This window comes from Kitasatospora sp. NPDC036755, from assembly GCF_040636595.1.
Classification (GTDB): domain Bacteria; phylum Actinomycetota; class Actinomycetes; order Streptomycetales; family Streptomycetaceae; genus Kitasatospora.
In genome coordinates this window covers 1-19,358 of the sequence record NZ_JBEZUT010000002.1, presented here as the reverse complement: position 1 = coordinate 19,358, position 19,358 = coordinate 1, and the positions used below count along the sequence as shown (strand labels likewise).

Annotated in this window: 16 protein-coding genes and 2 pseudogenes; 9 read left to right on the top strand and 9 right to left on the bottom strand. The window is 72.3% G+C overall.

From position 1 onward, the window contains the following. Positions 1-8: 8 nt before the first annotated feature. The 3 genes from leuC to AB0E96_RS00690 all read right to left on the bottom strand — a co-directional run bounded on the left by leuC (position 9) and on the right by AB0E96_RS00690 (position 4,161). Positions 9-1,412, bottom strand: coding sequence for a 3-isopropylmalate dehydratase large subunit (gene leuC, locus AB0E96_RS00700; RefSeq protein WP_359816908.1), 1,404 nt, complete (start codon positions 1,410-1,412; stop codon positions 9-11). Further along, a complete protein-coding gene (locus AB0E96_RS00695) occupies positions 1,412-2,566 on the bottom strand; it encodes a pyruvate carboxyltransferase (protein ID WP_359816906.1) in 1,155 nt (384 codons plus the stop codon). Before AB0E96_RS00695 ends, leuC begins: the two co-directional genes overlap by 1 nt. A gap of 773 nt (positions 2,567-3,339) precedes the next feature. Continuing rightward, on the bottom strand, positions 3,340-4,161 hold the full coding sequence (locus AB0E96_RS00690) for a winged helix-turn-helix domain-containing protein (protein WP_359816905.1): 822 nt from the start codon (positions 4,159-4,161) through the stop codon (positions 3,340-3,342). 689 nt (positions 4,162-4,850) lie between these two features. On the opposite strand from AB0E96_RS00690, the gene AB0E96_RS00685 reads away from it, so the two are divergent. The 3 genes from AB0E96_RS00685 to AB0E96_RS00675 all read left to right on the top strand — a co-directional run bounded on the left by AB0E96_RS00685 (position 4,851) and on the right by AB0E96_RS00675 (position 8,033). Then, positions 4,851-5,072 carry an MbtH family protein gene (locus AB0E96_RS00685; protein ID WP_359816903.1) on the top strand — a complete coding sequence of 74 codons (222 nt, stop codon included), beginning with the start codon at positions 4,851-4,853 and terminating at the stop codon, positions 5,070-5,072. 556 nt (positions 5,073-5,628) lie between these two features. Continuing rightward, complete coding sequence (locus tag AB0E96_RS00680; protein ID WP_359817003.1) at positions 5,629-6,732, top strand: serine hydrolase domain-containing protein; 1,104 nt, start codon at positions 5,629-5,631, stop codon at positions 6,730-6,732. Positions 6,733-6,914: 182 nt separating this feature from the next. Beyond that, a complete protein-coding gene (locus tag AB0E96_RS00675; protein WP_359817001.1) occupies positions 6,915-8,033 on the top strand; it encodes a serine hydrolase domain-containing protein in 1,119 nt (372 codons plus the stop codon). Positions 8,034-8,243: 210 nt separating this feature from the next. Here the strand turns inward: AB0E96_RS00675 and AB0E96_RS00670 are convergent, their stop codons facing one another. Both AB0E96_RS00670 and AB0E96_RS00665 read right to left on the bottom strand, forming a co-directional pair. Further along, on the bottom strand, positions 8,244-8,945 hold the full coding sequence (locus AB0E96_RS00670; protein WP_359816901.1) for a response regulator transcription factor: 702 nt from the start codon (positions 8,943-8,945) through the stop codon (positions 8,244-8,246). After that, positions 8,942-10,171: a sensor histidine kinase gene (locus tag AB0E96_RS00665; protein WP_359816899.1), complete on the bottom strand. Its 1,230-nt coding sequence runs from the start codon at positions 10,169-10,171 to the stop codon at positions 8,942-8,944. Before AB0E96_RS00665 ends, AB0E96_RS00670 begins: the two co-directional genes overlap by 4 nt. A gap of 569 nt (positions 10,172-10,740) precedes the next feature. Between AB0E96_RS00665 and AB0E96_RS00660 the strand changes: the two genes are divergently transcribed. Continuing rightward, positions 10,741-12,945: an MMPL family transporter gene (locus AB0E96_RS00660; protein WP_359816898.1), complete on the top strand. Its 2,205-nt coding sequence runs from the start codon at positions 10,741-10,743 to the stop codon at positions 12,943-12,945. A gap of 133 nt (positions 12,946-13,078) precedes the next feature. Here AB0E96_RS00660 and AB0E96_RS00655 read toward each other — a convergent pair. The 4 genes and pseudogenes from AB0E96_RS00655 to AB0E96_RS00640 all read right to left on the bottom strand — a co-directional run. Next, a pseudogene (locus AB0E96_RS00655) lies at positions 13,079-13,237 on the bottom strand (restriction endonuclease); the annotation flags it as partial. A gap of 188 nt (positions 13,238-13,425) precedes the next feature. Beyond that, on the bottom strand, positions 13,426-13,890 hold the full coding sequence (locus AB0E96_RS00650) for a hypothetical protein (RefSeq protein ID WP_359816896.1): 465 nt from the start codon (positions 13,888-13,890) through the stop codon (positions 13,426-13,428). A 16-nt stretch (positions 13,891-13,906) separates the two neighbouring features. Then, entirely contained in the window at positions 13,907-14,197 is a 291-nt protein-coding gene (locus tag AB0E96_RS00645; RefSeq protein ID WP_359816894.1) for a hypothetical protein, read from the bottom strand. Between the two features lie 264 nt (positions 14,198-14,461). Continuing rightward, positions 14,462-15,469: a LuxR C-terminal-related transcriptional regulator gene (locus AB0E96_RS00640; RefSeq protein WP_359816892.1), complete on the bottom strand. Its 1,008-nt coding sequence runs from the start codon at positions 15,467-15,469 to the stop codon at positions 14,462-14,464. A 330-nt stretch (positions 15,470-15,799) separates the two neighbouring features. On the opposite strand from AB0E96_RS00640, the gene AB0E96_RS00635 reads away from it, so the two are divergent. The 5 genes and pseudogenes from AB0E96_RS00635 to AB0E96_RS00615 form a co-directional block, all read left to right on the top strand. After that, complete coding sequence (locus AB0E96_RS00635) at positions 15,800-16,024, top strand: hypothetical protein (RefSeq protein WP_359816890.1); 225 nt, start codon at positions 15,800-15,802, stop codon at positions 16,022-16,024. Positions 16,025-16,204: 180 nt separating this feature from the next. Further along, the gene (locus tag AB0E96_RS00630) at positions 16,205-16,438 is read left to right on the top strand and encodes a hypothetical protein (protein ID WP_359816888.1); all 234 of its coding nucleotides are present in this window, start codon (positions 16,205-16,207) and stop codon (positions 16,436-16,438) included. A 786-nt stretch (positions 16,439-17,224) separates the two neighbouring features. After that, positions 17,225-17,413: pseudogene (locus AB0E96_RS00625) on the top strand (helix-turn-helix transcriptional regulator); the annotation flags it as partial. Between the two features lie 388 nt (positions 17,414-17,801). Next, positions 17,802-18,809: an asparagine synthetase A gene (locus AB0E96_RS00620; protein WP_359816886.1), complete on the top strand. Its 1,008-nt coding sequence runs from the start codon at positions 17,802-17,804 to the stop codon at positions 18,807-18,809. Between the two features lie 217 nt (positions 18,810-19,026). Beyond that, positions 19,027-19,358: hypothetical protein (locus AB0E96_RS00615; protein WP_359816884.1), on the top strand; the 332-nt coding region annotated here is incomplete at its 3' end.

Sequence of the window (19,358 nt, the reverse complement as noted above, 5' to 3'; positions counted from 1 at the left end):
GGCCTCTCTCATTCCAGGTCGGCGGGAGCCGACAGCCGCCCGACCACCGCGGTCGCCGCGGCGACCACCGGCGACACCAGATGGGTGCGGGCGGTGGCTCCCTGCCGGCCCTCGTAGTTGCGGTTGGAGGTGGAAGCGGATCGCTGGGGCCCGGTGAGCCGGTCGGTGTTCATGCCCAGGCACATCGAGCAGCCGGGCAGCCGCCACTCGGCGCCCGCGTCGAGGAACACCTTGTCCAGGCCCTCCTCTTCGGCCTGCTCGCGCACCTGCACGGACCCGGGCACGACGAGCAGCCGCGTGGAGTCCGCGACCGTGCGGCCGCGCAGCACCCCGGCGGCGGCCCGCAGGTCCTCGATCCGGCCGTTGGTGCAGGAGCCGAGGAAGACCACGTCGATCGGGACGTCGCGCAGCGCGGTGCCCGGCTCCAGGGCCATGTACTCCAGCGCCCGCTCGGCCGCGGCCCGTTCGGCCTGGTCGGCGAAGGTCTCCGGGGCCGGCACCCGCTCGCTCAGCGGCACCGCCTGGCTGGGGTTGGTGCCCCAGGTCACCAGCGGGGACAGCCCGGACACGTCCAGTTCGACGGTCTTGTCGAACGCGGCGCCCTCGTCGGTGCGCAGTGTCCGCCAGTGGGCCACGGCGGCGTCCCAGTCCGCGCCGCTCGGCGCGTGCGGACGGCCCCGGAGGTAGTCGAAGGTGGTCTCGTCGGGGGCGACGAGACCGGCCCGGGCGCCCGCCTCGATGCTCATGTTGCACAGCGTCATGCGGGCTTCCATGGACAGCGCCCGGACGGCCGCGCCGCGGTACTCGATGACGTGGCCCTGCGCCCCGTTGGCCCCGATCCGCGCGATCAGGGCGAGGATCAGGTCCTTGGCGCCCACGCCCGGCGGGACGTCGCCGGTGAACTCCACCGCCATCGTCCTGGGCCGGCCGATGGCCAGGCACTGGGTGGCCAGCACGTGCTCGACGTCGCTGGTGCCGATGCCGAAGGCCAGCGCCCCGAAGGCGCCGTGGGTCGAGGTGTGGCTGTCGCCGCAGACGATCGCCATGCCGGGCTGCACGAGCCCCAGCTGCGGGCCGACCACGTGCACGATGCCCTGGCGGCGGTGGCCGAGCTGGTAGAGCTCGACGCCGTAGGTCTCGCAGTTGCGCCGCAGGGTGTCGATCTGGAGGCGGCTGACCGGGTCCTCGATGACGGTCGAGTCGGTCGGGACGTTGTGGTCCTCCAGCGCGACCGTCAGCTCCGGGCGCCGTACGGTGCGGCCGGTCAGCCGCAGGCCGTCGAACGCCTGCGGGGAGGTCGCCTCGTGGGTCAGGTGCAGGTCGATGTACAGCAGGTCGGGCTCGCCGTCGGACCGGTGCACGACGTGCGCGTCCCACAGCTTCTCGGCGAGGGTGAGGGGGGCCTTGGTCATCACGCGGGGGTCCCGATCGACTGGACGGCGAACCGCTCGGCCAGGCTAGCGCGCACGACGTGCAGTTCGTCGCATTCACCGCCGGTGCGGCTGGCGATGTACTCCTGGTAGAGCTCGTCCAGGAGCTCCGGGGTGGCGGGCACGGCGAGCTGCTCCAGCAGGTGCGCCAGGATGACGCGGCCGGAGTGGCGGCCGACGAGCATCGAGCGCTCCCGGCCCACCCGGGTGGGCTCCAGGTACTCGTAGGTCTCCGGGCGCGCCAGCATGCCGGCCTGGTGGATGCCGGCCTGGGTGGCGAAGGAGTACTGGCCGAAGATGGACTTGTTGCGCGGGGTCTCCATCGAGATCGCCCGGGCGAGCACCTGGTAGGCCTCGAAGAGGCGCTCGGTTCTGATGGTGGTGCTGAAGCCGTAGTGGCCGGCCTTGTACAGCAGGACGGCGGCGAGCTCCTCGAGGGCGGCGTTGCCCGCGCGCTCGCCGATGCCGCCGAGCGTCACCTGCATCTCGTCGGCACCGGCTTCGAGGCCGGCCAGGGTGTTGGCGACGGCGAGGCCGAAGTCGTCGTGGCAGTGGACGGAGAGCACGGTCTCGTCCGGGATCCACTGGCGCACCGTGTGGGTGAGGTCGGCGAACTCGGCCGGAACCATGCAGCCGGAGGTCTCGCCCAGGGCGATCGTCGTGGCGCCCGACTCCATCACGATCTCGCAGTAGCCGCGCAGCAGGTCGTGCTCGCCGCGGCTGGCGTCCTCGACGCCGACCGAGATGTCGGTGACGCCGAGTTCCTTCGCGGCCTTGATGGCGCCGCGGACCTCGGAGTATGCCTGCTCGCGGGTGATGCCGCGCTTGTGCTCCAGGTGCAGGTCGCTGCCGGTGACCAGGAGCTGGATCTGGTGCCGCTCGGTGCCGCCGGCCTCGACGGCGATCTCCACGTCCTTGGGCACCGACCGGCAGAACGAGGCGAGCCTGGTCTCCTTCCGGAGCTGGTCGGACATCATCCGGGTCGCCTTGAAGTCCGTCGGCGAGGCCGCCGGGAAGCCGGTCTCGATGACGTCGACGCCCAGGCTCTCGATCGCGAGCGCCACGTCGAGTTTCTGCTCTGCCGTCATGGCGTTTCCGGGCGCCTGCTCGCCGTCGCGGAGCGTGGTGTCGAACACGGAAATGCGGCGGGTCTCTCCAGTTTTCGTGACCACCTGTAAGGCCTTCCCCCATTACCGCCGGCGCGGTCGTCCAGTATTCGCCTCGGCGACAACGGTGATCTGTGGAAATGGGTGCCGGAACCGCGGCGCGGAAACCGGCATGCCGACTTGTCGGAATGCTCGGGGGAACTCCCCGTCACCCTGAGCACACCCTTGATTTAAGATCACCCCGCCGGACGTCGCTACGTCTTTTCGCAGTGACCGAATAGCCCTGGTCGAATCGTGTTCGAGGAGTTCCGGCGAGGCCGTCGCACGGGCGTTCGGCGGCGGCCGCGGAGGGGCGCCGGCCCGGCCGCGGGGTGCAGAGAACTGCACCTCGGGACGGCAGGGAACCCGACTGTCAGGGCCGCTCCGCCGGGTTAGCCTCGAAGAGCAGCGGGCGACCAGCCGCTGACCTTCACCTTCCACCCCTCAGGCGAACAGGAAATGCGATGTCTGGATGGCGACCCCAAAAAGAACGTCCGCTGTGGCCCTGGGTGTTGCTCGCCATCGTGGTGGTGGGCGTCTGCATCAACGTGACGCTCAGCCTGGCGTAGCACCCCGCGCAGTCCGTACGACGGCCGGGGCCGGCCGACTCCCCAGCCGCCCCCGCGCGCCGTCCCGTCGGCATGCCGCGAACGAGGCGACGGCTCTCCCCCGGCCGTCGGCCTCCGCGGCGTGCCGCGGTTTCCCGTGAGTGCGCACGCCGGCGGACGGGACGCCGATCGCGTCCCGTCCGCCGCCGCCCCCGCTCAGGCGATGAGCTGCTCGCGCAGGAGGGCGTTGCCCAGCGGGGTGAGCGTGTGCGTCACCGTGTTGAAGGACCTCAGGGTCGTCACCAGCCCGGCGCCCCGCAGGATGGACGCGTGCTGGCTGGCCGCCGCCACGGAGATGCCCACCCGGTTGCCGAGCTCGGTGGTGCTGCAGCTGTCGGCGAGGGCCCGCAGGACGGCGGCCCGGGTGCGGCCCAGCAGGGCGCCGAGCGCGTTGTCCTGGGCCGGGTCGTCCGCCCACATGGCGGCCATCCACTTCTGCTTCACCGGGATCGGGTAGACCAGCACCGGCGTGCCGGCCCCCGACGAGGCGTTCAGGAGGACGGGCGCCCGCGAGTGCAGGAAGAGCGAGGGCGCCAGCAGCAGCCCGTCGTCACCGATCCTCAGCTCTCCGTCCGTGCCGGGGACTTCGAGGACGGGTGAGTCCCAGTGCACGGCGGGGTGCAGGGTGCTGAGCACCTTCTCCATGCCGCCGCTGAGCATGACCTGGCCGCGGGCCGCGCGGTCGATGGCGAGCCGGCCGCCGATGCGCTGCCAGTAGGGCGCGATCGCGTGCCGGTAGAACTCCCTGACCTCCCGGAGGATCCGGGCGCCGGATTCACCCGACTGCCCCTCGGGAGCGCTTTCCCGGCCGATCGCGCGTCTGACGATGTCATGGATGTCCGGGAGCGGGCGCAGGGTCGGTGTCAGCTTGAAAAGGGCCCGGAGACCAGGTGAGGCCAGGGCGTGCGCCCGCCATGGCGCGAATTCCTGGCTACCTCTTCCGGAACCCAACAATTCCAGTGCGAGAAGCGTCTCCACGAGCTCTTCCGGCTCATCCAGGATTCGCGTCTTCGCGAGACTCGCAGACGACAGTATAAGGCGTGTCACTCTCCCACCCCCGTATATGGCAAACGACAGCTCTGCGCTTCTTCCGATCTGCTGTGAGTTAACCTTTCTGCAGCCACCACTCCACCGCGAAGCAACCCCTCTGCCGGACGGCGGAGGGGTTGAACGGGTCGAGTCGGCCGACTGAACCGGCGACCATCGACGATCCACTGGGAATCTTCACAATGTGAACGTTCCTACCAGGTGACGTGATTCGTCCACAAGTTGATCTGTGCATGCTTCCACGGCCTCTCACGGTAGGTCAACAACCCCACTGTGCACGCCAGTTGACCATGGCGGACAGGTGGAGAAGCATGAACAGATTCGGCCACAAAGGGATTGCCGGGTTCCGGGTTTTCGCTCAGCGAACCCTAGCCCGGCCCGACGGACGGGGCAGGGGGGTGGGCTGCCGTCTTGGGGTGCAGAAAACTGCCCCTGGACACCCGGAGCCGTCCGCGCCCCGGCTCTATCGACCGCCCCTGACCTGTGTTGTTTCACCCCACCTAAAAAACGTGGCGGCCCGCAGCGGTGCGGAGGCAGGCTGGCAGAGGTCCTCCTCTCCGAGCGTTGGCAGCGGCATGCCCGGACCCACCGCACCCCGGAACGAAAGGAACACCTCCACCGTGTCGAACCCCTTCGAGGACCCCGACGGCCGCTTCCTGGTGCTGGTCGACGACGAGGGCCGGCACTCACTGTGGCCCGCCGCCCTGCCGGCTCCCGCGGGCTGGCGAACCGCCCACCCCGAGGACGACCGCCAGTCCTGTCTCGACTACGTCGAGCAGCACTGGACCGACCTGCGCCCCCGCAGCCTGGCCGGGGCGATCGACCCCCGGACCGAGTCCTGACGCCGGGCCGACTCCCGGCCCCGGCCGCCCTGTTCGGCCTCGACCTCGGCCTCGACTTCGACCCCGATCGCTGAACCGCCCCGGACCCGCCGCCATCGCGGCACAGCCACCCAGGGCCGACAGGCCACCGGCCGGAAGCCCCTTCCTCCGCTCCGGGCCCGCCGGTGGCTCACGCCGACGCATCAGCCCCGGAGGGCCGGCCCCGATCTTCCGACAGGCCGTCAGGAACCGCTCCACCGCGGCCAGTCCGGCAACGGCGGGGAGAGCCGGGCACGACCGCGCCTTCCACCGCAGGCCCCGCGCACCTCGACGTACCCGGCGGCCTCCGGCGTCGGCACCGATGACCAGGACCACGGTCCCGGCCCGGGGCGCCTCCCGGAGTCTGCTCCCGGGCGCGGTCTCGTTCCGCGTGCGGACGAACTCCCCCGCCCCCGAATGGTCCTCTTGATGAAGGCCGGGAATCACCCGCGCCATTCATCGGAGGGGTCCTTTCGTGAACGAGCACGCACAGCACAGCCGCTTCCCGCTCTCCCGCCGGAGCGGCCGGCACCGGGCGATGGCGGTCGTGACCGCCGTGGCCGCCGGGGTCGTGACGGCCGGGGCGCTGGCGCCGACCGCGGCGTTCGCGGGCGGAAAGCCGGACACCGTCCAGGCCGGCCTGAACACGCTGGTGAAGGACGACGGCGTGCCCGCCGCGCTGGCCTCCGTCAAGGGCCGCGACGGCCGCACCCGCACCTACACCGCCGGTGTCGGCGACCTCACCACCCGGACCAAGGTCCCCATGGACGGGCAGATACGGATCGGCAGCAACACCAAGCCCTTCACCGCCGTCGTCGTCCTCCAGCTCGTCGCCGAAGGAAAGGTCGGCCTGGACTCCCCCGTCGACACCTACCTCCCCGGCCTGCTGCGCGGCGACGGCATCGACGGCCGCGCCATCACCGTCCGCCAGCTGCTCCAGCACACCAGCGGCCTGCCCGAGTACGTGAACAAGGACATGATCCTCTCCGGGCCGACGCGGTACTACGAGCCGCGTGAGCTGCTCGACCTGGCCCTCGCCCAGAAGGCCCACTTCGCCCCGGGCGCGCGCTGGGAGTACAGCAACACCAACTACCTGATGGCGGGCCTGATCATCCAGAAGGTCACCGGGCGGCCGCTCGGCGAGGAGATCAACCGGCGCATCGTCGACCGCATCGGCCTGCGCCACACCTACTTCCCCACCCCTGGCGACATGAGCATCCGCGAGGCCCACCCCAAGGGCTACCACCAGGAGGCCGACGGCTCGTTCCGCGAGTACACCGAACTGGACCCGTCCTGGGGCTGGGCGGCGGGCGCCGCCATCTCCACCAACAGCGACCTCAACGCGTTCTTCGGCGCGCTCCTCGGCGGCCGGCTCCTGCCCGCGGCGCAGCTCGCCGAGATGCGCACCACCGTCCCCGCCGAGGGAATGGATCCGGGCATCGGCTACGGACTGGGCCTGATGAGCAGGCCGCTGTCGTGCGGCGGCGTGTACTGGGGCCACGGCGGGACCATTCCGGGCTACGAGAGCGCGGGGGGCGCCACCGACGACGGCCGCGCCATCAGCCTCACGGTGACCATGATCCCGGGCGAGACGGTCAAGAAGCACGTGGGGGCCACCGTGGACTCCGCCCTGTGCCGCTGACCCTCCCCCGATCCGGCCTGAGCATCCGCGCCGGAACGAGCAGCGGGTTCTGCGCGCACCTGCGCGCAGAACCCGCCCTCCCCACCGATTCCCTTTCGCAGCACAGGAGTTCCTCCGTGAACGAGCACGTACAGCACGACCGGGCCGACCGGCGCCGCCACGGCGGGCGCGGCCGGCGCGGGTTGGCGGCGGCCGTGGCCTCCCTGGCCGTCGGCGTCGTGGCGGCCTCGGCAGTGACACCCACCGCGGCGGTCGCCGGCGGCAGGCCGGATACCGTCCAGGCGGGCCTGAACGCGCTGGTGAAGGACGACGGCATGCCCGCCGCGCTGGCCTCCGTCAAGGGCCGCGACGGCCGCACCCGCACCTACACCGCCGGCGTCGGCGACCTCACCACCGGAGCCAAGGTCCCCATGGACGGGCAGATCCGCGCCGGAAGCAACACCAAGACATTCACCGCCGTCGTCGTCCTCCAGCTCGTCGCCGAAGGAAAGGTCGGCCTGGACTCCCCCGTCGACACCTACCTCCCCGGCCTGCTGCGCGGCGACGGCATCGACGGCCGCGCCATCACCGTCCGCCAGCTGCTCCAGCACACCAGCGGCCTGCCCGACTACATGGAGGACCCGTCGGTCTCGGACTTCGCCACGATCCAGTACCGCTACTTCGAGCCCCGCGACCTCCTCGACGGCGCCCTCGCCCTGAAGGCCCGCTTCCCCGCGGGCGCCAAGTTCGAGTACAGCAACACCAACTACATCGTCGCCGGACTCCTCGTCCAGAAGGTCACCGGCCGGCCCGTCGGCGAGGAGATCACCAAGCGCGTCATCGACCGCATCGGCCTGCGCCACACCTACTTCCCCACGCCCGGGGACATGAGCATCCACGAGGCCCACCCGCACGGCTACTACCGCAGCTCGCCGGACGCGGCTCTGGTCGACTACACCGAGGCGGACTCCTCGGCGGCCTGGGCGACGGGGGCGATCGTCTCCACCAACACCGACCTCATCTCGTTCTACACCGCGCTCCTCGGCGGCCGGCTCCTGCCCGCGGCGCAGCTCGCCGAGATGCGCACCACCGTCCCCGCCGAGCTCCTGGGCCCGGGGGTCCGCTACGGGCTGGGCCTGCAGAGCAAGCCGCTCTCCTGCGGCGGCGTCCTCTGGGGCCACGGCGGGACCACCGCGAGCTACCGCTCCCGCAACGGGGTCACCGACGACGGCCGCGCCGCCGCCATCACGGTCACCACCGTCCCGGGCGAGGTCGCCGCACAGCACATGGCGGACGCCCTGGACGCGGCCCTCTGTCGCTGACCCGCCCCTCGGGTCGCCTGCCCCACCCCTCGGGGTGGGGCGCACGGCCAGGCCCCGGCAGTCACGGAACGTCGGACGACTCCGTGACGGCCGGGGCCTTTGCCCGCTCTCCCCCCGTCCTCTGCGCGACCTGCCGGCCGAGCGCCGACCCGGTCCGGCCCGGTCCGACCCGACCCGGTCCGGTCCGGTCCGAACCCCGTCCGGCCCGCTTCAGCCCGCCGGGTTCGCGCCCCGGGCCTCCACCAGGCCCGACTCGTAGGCCGCGATCACCGCCTGGGCGCGGTCGCGGACATTCAGCTTGGCGAAGATGCTGGTGATGTAGTTCTTGACCGTGGAGACGCTGATGCCCATCGCCGACGCGATCTCGGCGTTGTCGAGCCCGGTGGCCAGCAGGTGCCACACCTCGACCTCACGCGGCGTCAGCTCACCGAAGTCGGACACCGGCACCGGCGACGGCGTCCGCGGCAGGCTGGGCGTGGTGACGTAGGTGGAGATCAGCCGGGTGAGCAGGCGCGGCGCCACCGCCGCCTCCCCGGTGTGCACGGTGCGCACGGCCGCCGCGAGCTCCTCCGGCGAGACGTCCTTGGGCAGGAACCCGGAGGCGCCGGCCCGCAGCGCGGCCACCACGTACTCGTCCATGTCGAAGGTGCTCAGCGCCAGGACCCGGCACTCGGGCAGCTCCCGCGCGATCCGCTCGGTCGCCTGGACGCCGTCGAGAACCGGCATCCGGATGTCCATCACCACGACGTGCGGCCGGTGCAGGTGCGCGAGGTCGACCGCTCGCTGCCCGTCGTCCGCCTCGGCCACCACCTCGAACGCCGGGTCCGGCCCCAGGATCAGGGCCAGGCCCCGCCGCACCAGCGGCTGGTCGTCCGCGATCAGTACCCTGATCCGCTCCGGGGTTCCCGTCATCCGAGTCGTTCCTCTCCGCCGGCCGGCGCCACCGGCAGGCTGGCCACCACCCGGAAGCCACCTCCGTCGACCCCGCCGGCCACCAAGCTGCCGCCCTGCAGCGCGACGCGTTCGCGCATGCCGATCAGACCGTACCCGGAGCGGCCCGCCCCCGGTGCGGCCGCACCACCCGCCCCCGCCAGGGCTCCCACCAGGGCGTCGGCCGGCACGGCGGCGCCGTTGTCGGACACCTCGACGGTGACCCGGTCCGGGTGGTACGTCAGCAGGACCCGTGCCTGGGCCGGGCCGGCGTGCTTGCGGGTGTTGGTGAGGGACTCCTGGACGATCCGGAACACCGCCAGGCCGGTGCTCGGCGGCAGCGGACGCTCCTCCCCCAGGACGGCGAACTCCGTGGGCAGACCGGCCCTGCGGGACTCCTCGACGAGCCCTTCGAGGTGCCCGACACCTGGCTGCGGCGCGGCCGGAACACCGTCCGCCTCCTCCAGCGCGTCGCCGGCCCGGAGCACGTCGAGCAGCTGGCGCATCTCGCGCAGCGCCATCCGCCCGGAGCCCTCCAGCGTGACCAGGGCGTCGCGCACCACCTCGGTGTCACGCCCGAGGTTCGCCCGGGCCCCGCCGGCCATCAGCTGCATGGTGGTGATGTGGTGGGCCACGATGTCGTGCAGCTCCCGTGCGATGCGGCGCCGTTCCTGCGCCACCGCGCGGTCGGCCAGCAGCCTGCGCCTGACCTCCACCTCCTGCTGCCAGCGCTTCAGCACCTCGGCGGCGAGGATGACCAGCGCCGCGGCGAGCACGTTGGCCGCCACGTCCCCCACCGGAGGGGGCAGCGGGTGCCCCGGGCCCACCAGGGGCACGGCGACCGCCGCCAGGCCGGCCGGCGCCGCCACCGCGAGGCCGCGGGAGCGGGCCACCGCGAACAGCGCGACGCACAGCGTGCAGTTGAAGTGGTGCGGCACCGGCCCGCTCAGGTTCAGTGCCAGACCGAGCACCAGCACGACCGCCAGTGACGCCAGCGGGTAGCGGCGCCTGGTGAGCAGCGGCATGGCCGCCAGTACGAGCAGGACCAGCGCGGTCAGGGCGACCGGCCGGCTTCCGTCCGGACCGCCGACCGTGTAGCCGAGGAGGTCCAGGACGGCCGCGCCGACGGCCAGCAGCGCGTCACCGGCCGTCCAGGGCAGGCCGTCGGTTCTCGGCGCCGGCGGCGGGGGCTCGTGGTGCGTCGACATGCTGGTGCTGGTCCTTTCTGTGGCCGGTCGGCGCCGGCCTCCGCCCGTTCACCGTGACCGTCGTCCGTCCTGCGTGAGCCGCGTTCCCTGTGCGGCGTTCCCTGTGCCCTGAGCCGTGTGCGCTGAGCCGTGAGCCGTGAGCCCTGAGCGCTGAGCCCTGAGCCGTGAGGTGAGCCGGATCCCGGGTGCCGGGTGCCGGGTGCCGGGTGCCGGTCCCGCGACGGTCCGAGGCCCCCGGGGAAAAGCCTTCGCGGCCCATTCTCGCAGCGGCGCCCGGACCCGGGCCCGTACCCCGGACCGATCCCCGACCAGGACCCTGGTCCTGGTCGGAGCCGTGTACCGGGCCCCGGTCCCGACCGCGTTCTCCTCCCCCGCTCGGACGAGAACGCCCGGTACGCCGTGATGGTCTGGAGACGTGCCGGAACTCCCCGGCTGAAGCACCGAAGCCGGAGGACATCGTGATCCGCGCCCTGACCGGATTCTCCACCAGGAATCCGTGGAAGGTCATCGCCGTATGGGCGGTCCTGGGAATGCTCCTGACCGTCCTGAGCCAAACCTTGATCTACCGGGTGACCGCAACGCAGACGGCCGACTTCCTGCCGAAGAGCTACGACTCGGCCGCCGCCATGCAGATCGCCCACGACCGCTTCGGGACGAAGCCCGACGCCAACCCGGTGACCGTCCTGGTCGCGCGGACCGACGGCCGGGCCCTGACCCCCGCGGACCGCGAGCAGATCGACGCCGGGGCGAAGCGGCTGAGCCGCCTCAAGGTCACCATGCCCAAGCCCAAGGACGCGGCTCCCCTCCAGCGGGACTACTCGCAGGTCCCCGAGGTCGGGCCGGCCATGGCGGCACCCGACGGAACCTTCCAACTGCTCTCCGTCAACCTCACCGGCAACCCCGCCGACCCGGGCCTGGAGAACACCTTCCGGGCGTTCCGGGACAACGCCAGGGCGGAGTTCGCCGCCCAGGGCCTGCGCACCGGATTCACCGGCATGCTCCCCGACCAGATCGACGCCGCCGACGACGGGAAGACCCTCAAGATCATCGCCTCCGTCGGCTCCTTCGCGCTGATCGTGCTGCTCCACGTCCTCGTGTTCCGCAGCGTCCTGGCCGCCCTGCTGCCGCTGATCGCGGTGACCCTCATCGGCGGCGTGGCCGCCGGCGCGGTCGTGGGCGCCGCGCTGCTCACCGGCATCAAGCTCGACGCCTCCGTCCCGAGCCTCATCAGCGTGGTGCTCCTCGGCATCGGCGTCGACTACTTCCTGTTCCTGATGTTCCGGTTCCGCGAGCAGTTGCGGGCCCGGCCCGACCGCCACCACCGCGCCACCGCCGCCGAGGTCAGCCAGAAGGTCGGCACCGCGATCACCTCGGCCGCGCTGACCATCGTCGCCGCCTTCGCCACCCTCGGCGTCGCCGGCTTCGGTCAGTTCCGGATACTCGGCCCGGCCGTCGCGATCTCGGTCCTGGTCATGCTGCTGGCCAGCCTCACCCTGATGCCCGCCCTGCTCGCCGCCTGCGGACGCAAGCTTTTCTGGCCCTCCCGCTCCCTCGACGCCGAACCCCGCGCCGGCGCCGCGGCCCGGTTCGCCGACCTGGTGACCCGCCGGCCGCTGACCATGGTCGTCGCCTCGCTCGCCCTCCTGGGCGCCCTGGCCGGCGGGCTGGCCGGGATCAAGATGGACTACGGCGTCGGCGGCGGCGGCCCGCGCACCGCGTCCCAGACCACCGCCCTCGAAATCGCCCGCGCGCTGCCCGCCGGTGTGGCGGACCCGACCAGCGTCTACGTCGAGACCAAGAACGCCGCCCCCCTCTCCCCGGGCGCACTCGACGGCCTGACCCAGCACCTCACCCGGGTCGCCGGCGTCGGCCAGGTGGCCGCGCCGGTCCTGAACGACAGCCGACAGGCCGCGCGGATCGACCTCTTCCTCACCGAGGACTCGCAGTCCCAGAAGGCCCGCGACCTGGTCTCCGGCCCGATCCGCGCCGCCGTCGCCCAGAACACGCCCGCCGAACTGAACGCGCACGTCGGCGGCACCCCGGCCATCTTCGCCGACGTCTCCACCGCCGCCGGGCGCGACCTCCGGCTGGTCTTCCCGGTCGCGGCGGCACTGATCGCGGTGATCCTCCTCCTGCTGCTGCGCAGCCTGCTGGCGCCGGTCGTCCTGATGCTCTCCGTCGGCCTCGGCTTCGCGGCCACCCTCGGCGCGGCCGCCCTGACGTTCCAGCACGCGATGGACAAGCCGGGCGTCAACTTCATGCTGCCCCTGGTCCTGTTCCTGTTCGTGGTCGCGCTCGGCACCGACTACAACATCCTGATCAGCGACCGGATCCGGGAGGAGATGGAACACCCCGGACCGCCCCGGGCAGCGGTCGCGCGCGCCCTGCGGCACACCGCCCCGGCCATCGCGACGGCGGGCCTCGTCCTGGCCGGCTCCTTCGCCAGCCTCGCGGTCACCCCGCAACCCTCCAACCAGCAGATCGGCTTCGCCACCGCACTCGGCATCCTGCTCTCCGCTTTCCTGCTGTCCATCGTGCTGGTGCCCGCCCTGGCCGCGATCCTCGGCCGCAGCCTGTGGTGGCCCCTGCGCCCCGGACGCACCACCCCCCGGCCCACCCCCCAGCAGCACACGGACACACCGCCCGCGCCCCAGTGGCCCACGCCGCCCCACCAGGACGGCTACCCCTCCCCCTACCCCTACCCCCAGCCGTACGCGCCGCAGGAGGACCACGGCACGGACCACACCTGGGCCCGACCGAGCCACCACCCGTAAAACGCGACCGGGTAGCACCCACACGGAAAGTGCCTTCCCGCCGGTACGGACGACCCACACCGTCCCGGCCCGGAAGGCACTTTCCGCATGCGGCGCCCGGGCAGCCTCCGTCAGCCGGCACGAGCCACGGTCAGGGGCTCCCGAGCCCCTGATCGGTCCCGACCTCCCACACGCCGTCACTCACCGGATGATGGAACGGGTACGCGGGGGTGGCCGGATGGGACGGCCCGTACTCCTCCAGCAGCCGCTTCGACTCCCCCTCGACCGCGCTGTACCGCAGCTCGCCACCCGCTCCAGCCGGTCCATGACCGCCCAGCGTGTTCCGCGGCACCGACACCACCACAGCCGCACAACCATCCCCCCCTTGGGGGCACCGCGAACGTCAGGCCGCGCCCGTGATTCGCCTGACCGCGGGCACGCGAAGGCCCGGGGCCGGTCCGTGGTGGGCCGGGCCCCGGGTGGCAGGGCGGTCTCGGGCGGTCAGCCGGTCTCCGCGATCCAGGCCGCCAGCTGCTCGGGCGTGGTGGCCGGATCGGCCACCAGCTCGGACAGTTCGTCGTCCTGGTAGTGGGAGGTGGAGACCGCCGGGCAGCGGTGGCAGGCGTCCACGCCACGCTGGCGCCACCACTGGCACTGGGCCCGCAGGTGGCACCGGGGAACCGCACGGGCCTCGGCCGTGGACGGCACGGTCAGCACCCGGTCGACCAGGGTGCAGCTGTCGCCCTCGCGGTTGATGCAGTTCGAGACGCAGTGCGACGCGAACCGCAGCACCCGGGTCGGGGAGATCCCCTCCGGGACGGCTCCCAGTACGTCGGCCGCCGGCACCGGGTCGGCCAGGTAGGTCACCTGGCCGTCCGCGCCGGAGCGCACCCCGAGGACGACCGCCTCCGGGGCGTGCGCGTCGCCGCTCGGACACCAGGACCGGGTGGACTCGTCGGTTCCCACGGTGCTCACCTCCGGGTCAGCAGGGGGTGGGGATCTCGGAACCGGCGCCGATGCTCGCCTGGGCGACCCGCCCGACGCTGTTCTGGCTCAGCACGGGGGCACCGCCGGCCACCGCGCCGGCGCTCGGCTCGCCGATCCGGGTCTGCTCGAGCGCGACCGCCTGCCGCAGGCTCTCGTGCAGCTGCTGCGCCGAGGTGATGCGCTCGGCCTTGACGGGGGCGGCGCTCGCCGGGGCGGCGCCGGCGACGGCGAGACCGGCGGCGATCAGCGCGGCCGCGCCGGTGGCGGTGATTCGGGTGTGCTTCATGGAGCCTCTCCTGAGTCGAGCGGGTCGAGTGGGGTCGAACGACCGGACTTCGGGCGCAGGCAACAGGAGTAGCGCCCTGTCCTCGGCCGGCCGCCACTCTAGGAAGGTCCGGTGCCGGGGGACGGCAGTTGGCGGCGGCAGTTGGGCCCTGCCGGTGCCGGCTCCGCCGGGGCTCCCCGTTGCCGAAGCGCCTCTGCCGAAGCACTCCTGCCGACGCGCCCCGCGCCGACGTGTTCCCCGCCGGTCAGCCGTCCCCGCGCCGGCTCACTCCTCGCCCGTCAGCCACCCCCGCGTCACCGCCCGGGTGCCGGCCTGGAAGCGGCTGCGGGCACCGAGCAGCTCCATCAGGTCGGCGGCGATCCGACGGGCGGTGCGCGGCGAGACACCCAGCCGCTTGGCCACCGCCTCGTCGGTCAGGCCCTGGCCCAGCATCCTCAGCGCCTCGGACTCCTGGGCGGTCAGGCCGCGCCCGTCGCGGTCGCGGGCGGCCGAGCCGAGCGGGACGCCCTGGTCCCAGACCGAGTCGAACAGCGCGCAGAGCGCGGTGAGCGTGCCGTTGCCGGTCACCACCAGCGCGCCGGCAGCGCTGTTCTCCCCGTCGGTGGGCACGATCGCCACGCTCCGGTCCATGATCATCAGTCGGATCGGCAGCGAGGGCGCCGTACGGACCTCACCGCCCAGCGCCGACAGCCACTTCGCGTACGCCACCGTGGCGGGGCTGTTGCGCACGCTGTCGAGGTAGAGGGTCCGCATCCGGACCCCGCGGCCCAGCAGCTCCTCGTCCTGCGGCTTGGCCGCTTCCATGCTGGCCGCGCTCTGGGCGCCACCGGGAGCGAGCGTCATCACCTCGCTCCGCACCTCTCGCACCAGCACCCGGATCCGGTCCCGGATCTCGGCGATGCCGTTCAGCCGCTCGATGTCCGGCACGCTGTGCCGCGGCCGGTGCACCGCCAGGTCGGCCGCCAACTGCACGGCGGCCAGCCGGAGTTGCTCGACCCGCTGCTGCTCGGCCGCCAGCCGCTCCTGTTGCTGGACGATCAGCGCCTGGAGACCCAGCTCCGGGTCGACCGCGCGGTAGACCCGCCGCTCGTCCTGACACGGGCGGATCAACGCCAGCGTGCCGAGCTTGTCGAGGGCCGCCCTCAGGTCACTCTCGGCCATTCCGAGGATGGCGCAGAGCTCCCCCACCCCGGCATCCGGATTCGCGAGCAGTGCCCGATAGACATTCGTGCAGGTGCCGTCCAGGCCCAGCGCGTCCAGCACGAAACTCACCCCCCCTTGAGTCACGCAATTGCCACGAGGGTCGCATCAAAACACGCCGAACATAAAGTCGATTGGTGCCATCCTTCTTGAACCGGGGCGTATCGACGCGACCGCCGTCCACACTGGCCGGTTTATGACCCTGCATACAGCGGACGCCGACCCGCCTTGCCCCCGCCGGGGCCCCGTACCCAAGCTCGAACGGTGCATCTTGTCCAGGCGCGAGTCCGACTCGCCACAGCGCCCGCCGAGCCCGAGCCGTTGACGGAGGCCTTCCTCCGCCACGCCACACCACAGACGGAAGTCGAACACCTCTGTGTCCACCTCCTGGACCCAGGAGAGGTGACCATCAGCTTCTACGTCGCGACACGGTCACTGATCACCGCCGAACGCGTCGCGCGCACCGTCACCGAACGCGCCCTGGAACGCGAGGCGGTCCTGCGGGGGTCCGTCCTGCTCACCTGCTCGGGCGCCCTGGTGACCGAGTACTACGACCGCCTGCTCGAACTCCCCGGTCGTGATGGACGGACTATGCGACTGCCGCTTCAGGACAGCGATCAGAGCTAGCGTGGAACGCTCCGGCACGGGAACCTGATGTCACCGGCCGGGGAGCGACCTCCGCGAACCGCGGAACCCGGGCCGGGCCGGAACCACCAGGTCCCGACCGGGCCCGGCCGCCGCGAGCACCACCGCACGTGCCCCCGATCCACCGACACGCACCCCCAACGAAACGAGGAGACGCCCGTCGTGTTCAGCCGTCTGTCGTCCGTCAAGTCCGCCGCCGTGATCACCCTCGTCGCCGCCCCGATCCTCTGCCTCGCCGCCACCACGTCCGCGGCCACCGGCTCCCACACCGGCGCCCGGACCTCGGCCTCGTCCACCGAGACGGACACGACGACCCCCCAGCGGCAGGCCCCGGCGCCGGCCGTCGCCACACCCACCCCCAGCAGCACCGCCACCAAGACCACCGGCTGGGACTGACCGCGGGCCCCGCCCGGGCACCCCTGGCCGGAAAGGGCCCCGCCGACCCCTTCCGGCCGCCACCGGCCCTTTCCGGCCAGAATCCGGAGCGTCCCGGCACCACCCGGAACCGGAATGTCCTGTACCACATCACCGTCGGCGACTGAAGGCGTGAACCGGCCATCCGCCGACGCGAACGCCGTGCCCCGACGAGCGACGGTGATCCCAGCCACCCCACAGGCCCCATGAGTCACAGCAGTCACAGCAGTCACAGCGATCGCTCCCGCCCGGGGCGCGGCTCCGTCGCGCCGGACCGCCGTCGCACCGCGCGCCCGCCGGACCGGAGGGCCGTCACGCCGCGCACCGGTCGGTGACGTCCCCGTCCGGTCCGTTCACCTCGATCCACCTCGATCACCTCATCCGCCTCGTTCACGCCGCTCACCCCGGCCCTCCGTCCGCGTGCCCGCGTGCCCGCGCCGTCGCGCTGCTCGTCACGCCGAGCCGCCCGGACCGCTCGGACCGCTCGGACCGCCGAGGCCGCAACCGGCCAGGGTCGAGGGCCCCCACCGACGACCGACGGAGCCCCGGCCTGACCCCTGCCTCGGGACAGCCGGGACGGGCCGCCGAGCACACCCCGGCCCCGGAGGGCAGCACTCGCCTGCCCGCACGCGCCCGTCGACCGAACGCCGCCGCGGCCCGCGCCGCCCCGCCCCCATGCCCGCACGGGCCGCACGGGCCGACCACCCGACACCACCCTCACCTCGTACCAGCCACCCCAGTGGAGAAGCAGTGCAGACGTCTCACAAGGTGAATCGCTTCGGATCCCTTCTCCAGCTCTTCCGCGCCGAGGAGGGCATGACCCAGCAACAGCTCGCCGACTTCTCCGCGATGAGCGTCCGCGCCATCCGCGATCTGGAGCGCGGCCGGGCCGAACGGCCCCGCCGCGACACCGTCCGGATGCTCGCCGACGCCCTGCGGCTCGAGGCCGACCGGCGCGACGCCTTCGAGCGCGCCGCGATTCCGTGCCCCGACATCGACCGGTCCGACTACGTGGAGCTCCGGCTATCGCCCAGGGAGATCGAGTTCGAGTACGCCACGATGCTGCTCGAATCGCTGTCCGTCGACTCCGGCGACGGCGACTGGGCCGAGGCGCTCAACGACATGGCCAAGCAGAACTGGCGACTGGTCACCGTCGACCGCGGTGTCGCGTTCCTGGAGCGCCGGCTCGACCAGGGGTGAACCCTCCCCCACCGGCCGGAAATCCGCCGCTGAAGGGTGACGGGAAGCTGCCGCCCGGAACTGCCGCCCGGCCGGAATTCCACCGCCTAGATTCACCCCTGCAGGAATTCCACGAAGACGCCCACAAAGAAGCGAGGGCCCCGGCATGTCCGAGCACGAGCAGCAGGAATCACCGATCGCGACGGTGGAGCGCCCGCTTCCCGGGACCCCCCGCGATCACCTCTCCTCCCATACCACCCGCACCGTCCTGCGAATTCAGCACCGCATGCTGATGGCGATCCGCCGTCATCTCGACGAGAACGGATTCACCGAGCTGCACGCCCCCGTGATCGGCCCGGTGACCGACCCGGGCTGCCGGGGCGCCAAGCAGGTGGACATCGACTACTACGGCCGCCCCTACAAGCTGATGACCAGCGCCATCCTCTACAAGCAGGCCGCGCTGAACGCGTTCGACAAGATCTTCTGCATCGCCCCCAACGTCCGCCTGGAGCCGCCGGAGACGGCCAACACCAGCCGGCACCTCGCGGAGTTCCACCAGATCGACGTCGAGGTGGCGGGCTACACCCGCGAGCAGATCATGGGCGTCGCCCGGGACGTCGTGGTGGCCGCGGTCCGCGAGATCGTCACCACCATGCCGGACGAGCTGAAGAAGCTCGACCGCGACCCGGCGGCCTTCGCCGACCTGCTGGAGAACCCCTTCGACGTGATCACCCACACCGCGGCGATCGACCGGACCGGCGGCGACCCGCACGCCGAGATCGACTGGGCCGCCGAGGCCGAGATCTCCCGCGAGGCCTCCCGCCCGTTCTTCGTCGTCGACTACCCCAAGGGCTCCCGCGGCTTCTACGACCGCGAGAACCGCGAACAGCCCGGCCTGCTGCGCAACTTCGACCTGCTCGCCCCCGAGGGCTACGGCGAGCTGGCCAGCGGCAGCGAGCGCGAGTTCGAGTACGCCCGCATCGTGACCCGCATGCGGGAGACCGGCGAGAACCCGGCGAAGTACGGCTGGTACCTGGACATGGTCCGGGAGGGAATTCCGGGCAGCGCCGGCTTCGGCATCGGATTCGAGCGGCTGACCCGGTACATCACCGGCGTCGAATACGTCTGGCAGGCCAGCGCCTACCCGAAGGTCCCCGGCGTCCACTCGGCCTGATCCCGGAATTCCCGGGCCGAGGTTCGAGCCGGTGTTTCGGCCCGGCGTTTCGGTCCGGTGTTTCGGTCCAACGATTCGCCCACGGAACACCGAACACCGAACGCGGAACACCGAACGGGAACACCGGCCCCGGAACACCGGTCCGGGAAAACGCCCGGGGCCGGGCGAACACATCACCGTACCGAGAGACAGCAGCAGAGAAGGCGGAGTGAGCGAGATGTCGGCCGATCGTGACGAGCAGCAGTGGTGGCAGGAGCGGCTCGCCGGACTCACCGGACAGACCGGGCCGCTGCTGCCCGTCACCCCGGAGGACGGCGAACCCGCCCCGGTGACCGGACAGTTGACGGACAGCGCGGTGGCCGGCCTGCACGAGCTGGCCGAGCTGGCCGGCACCGGCCCGGAGGCCGTGCTGGTCGCGCTCACCGCCGCCTTCCTGGGCCGGATCCGCCCCGGAGCCGACCCGCTCGTCGCCGTCCCGGCGCCCGGCCACCGCGCGCTGCCCGTCCGGCTCGACCCGGCCCCGGGCGCCACCCTGCCGGAGCTGGCCCG

Excerpts from the sequence above, each read along its gene's own strand:
- leuC (WP_359816908.1), bottom strand. The coding sequence starts at position 1,412 with ATGACCAAGGCCCCCCTCACCCTCGCCGAGAAGCTGTGGGACGCGCAC.
- AB0E96_RS00680 (WP_359817003.1), top strand. The coding sequence starts at position 5,629 with ATGGCGGTCGTGACCGCCGTGGCCGCCGGGGTCGTGACGGCCGGGGCG.
- AB0E96_RS00645 (WP_359816894.1), bottom strand. The coding sequence starts at position 14,197 with ATGAAGCACACCCGAATCACCGCCACCGGCGCGGCCGCGCTGATCGCC.
- AB0E96_RS00670 (WP_359816901.1), bottom strand. The coding sequence starts at position 8,945 with ATGACGGGAACCCCGGAGCGGATCAGGGTACTGATCGCGGACGACCAG.
- AB0E96_RS00620 (WP_359816886.1), top strand. The coding sequence starts at position 17,802 with ATGTCCGAGCACGAGCAGCAGGAATCACCGATCGCGACGGTGGAGCGC.
- AB0E96_RS00665 (WP_359816899.1), bottom strand. The coding sequence starts at position 10,171 with ATGTCGACGCACCACGAGCCCCCGCCGCCGGCGCCGAGAACCGACGGC.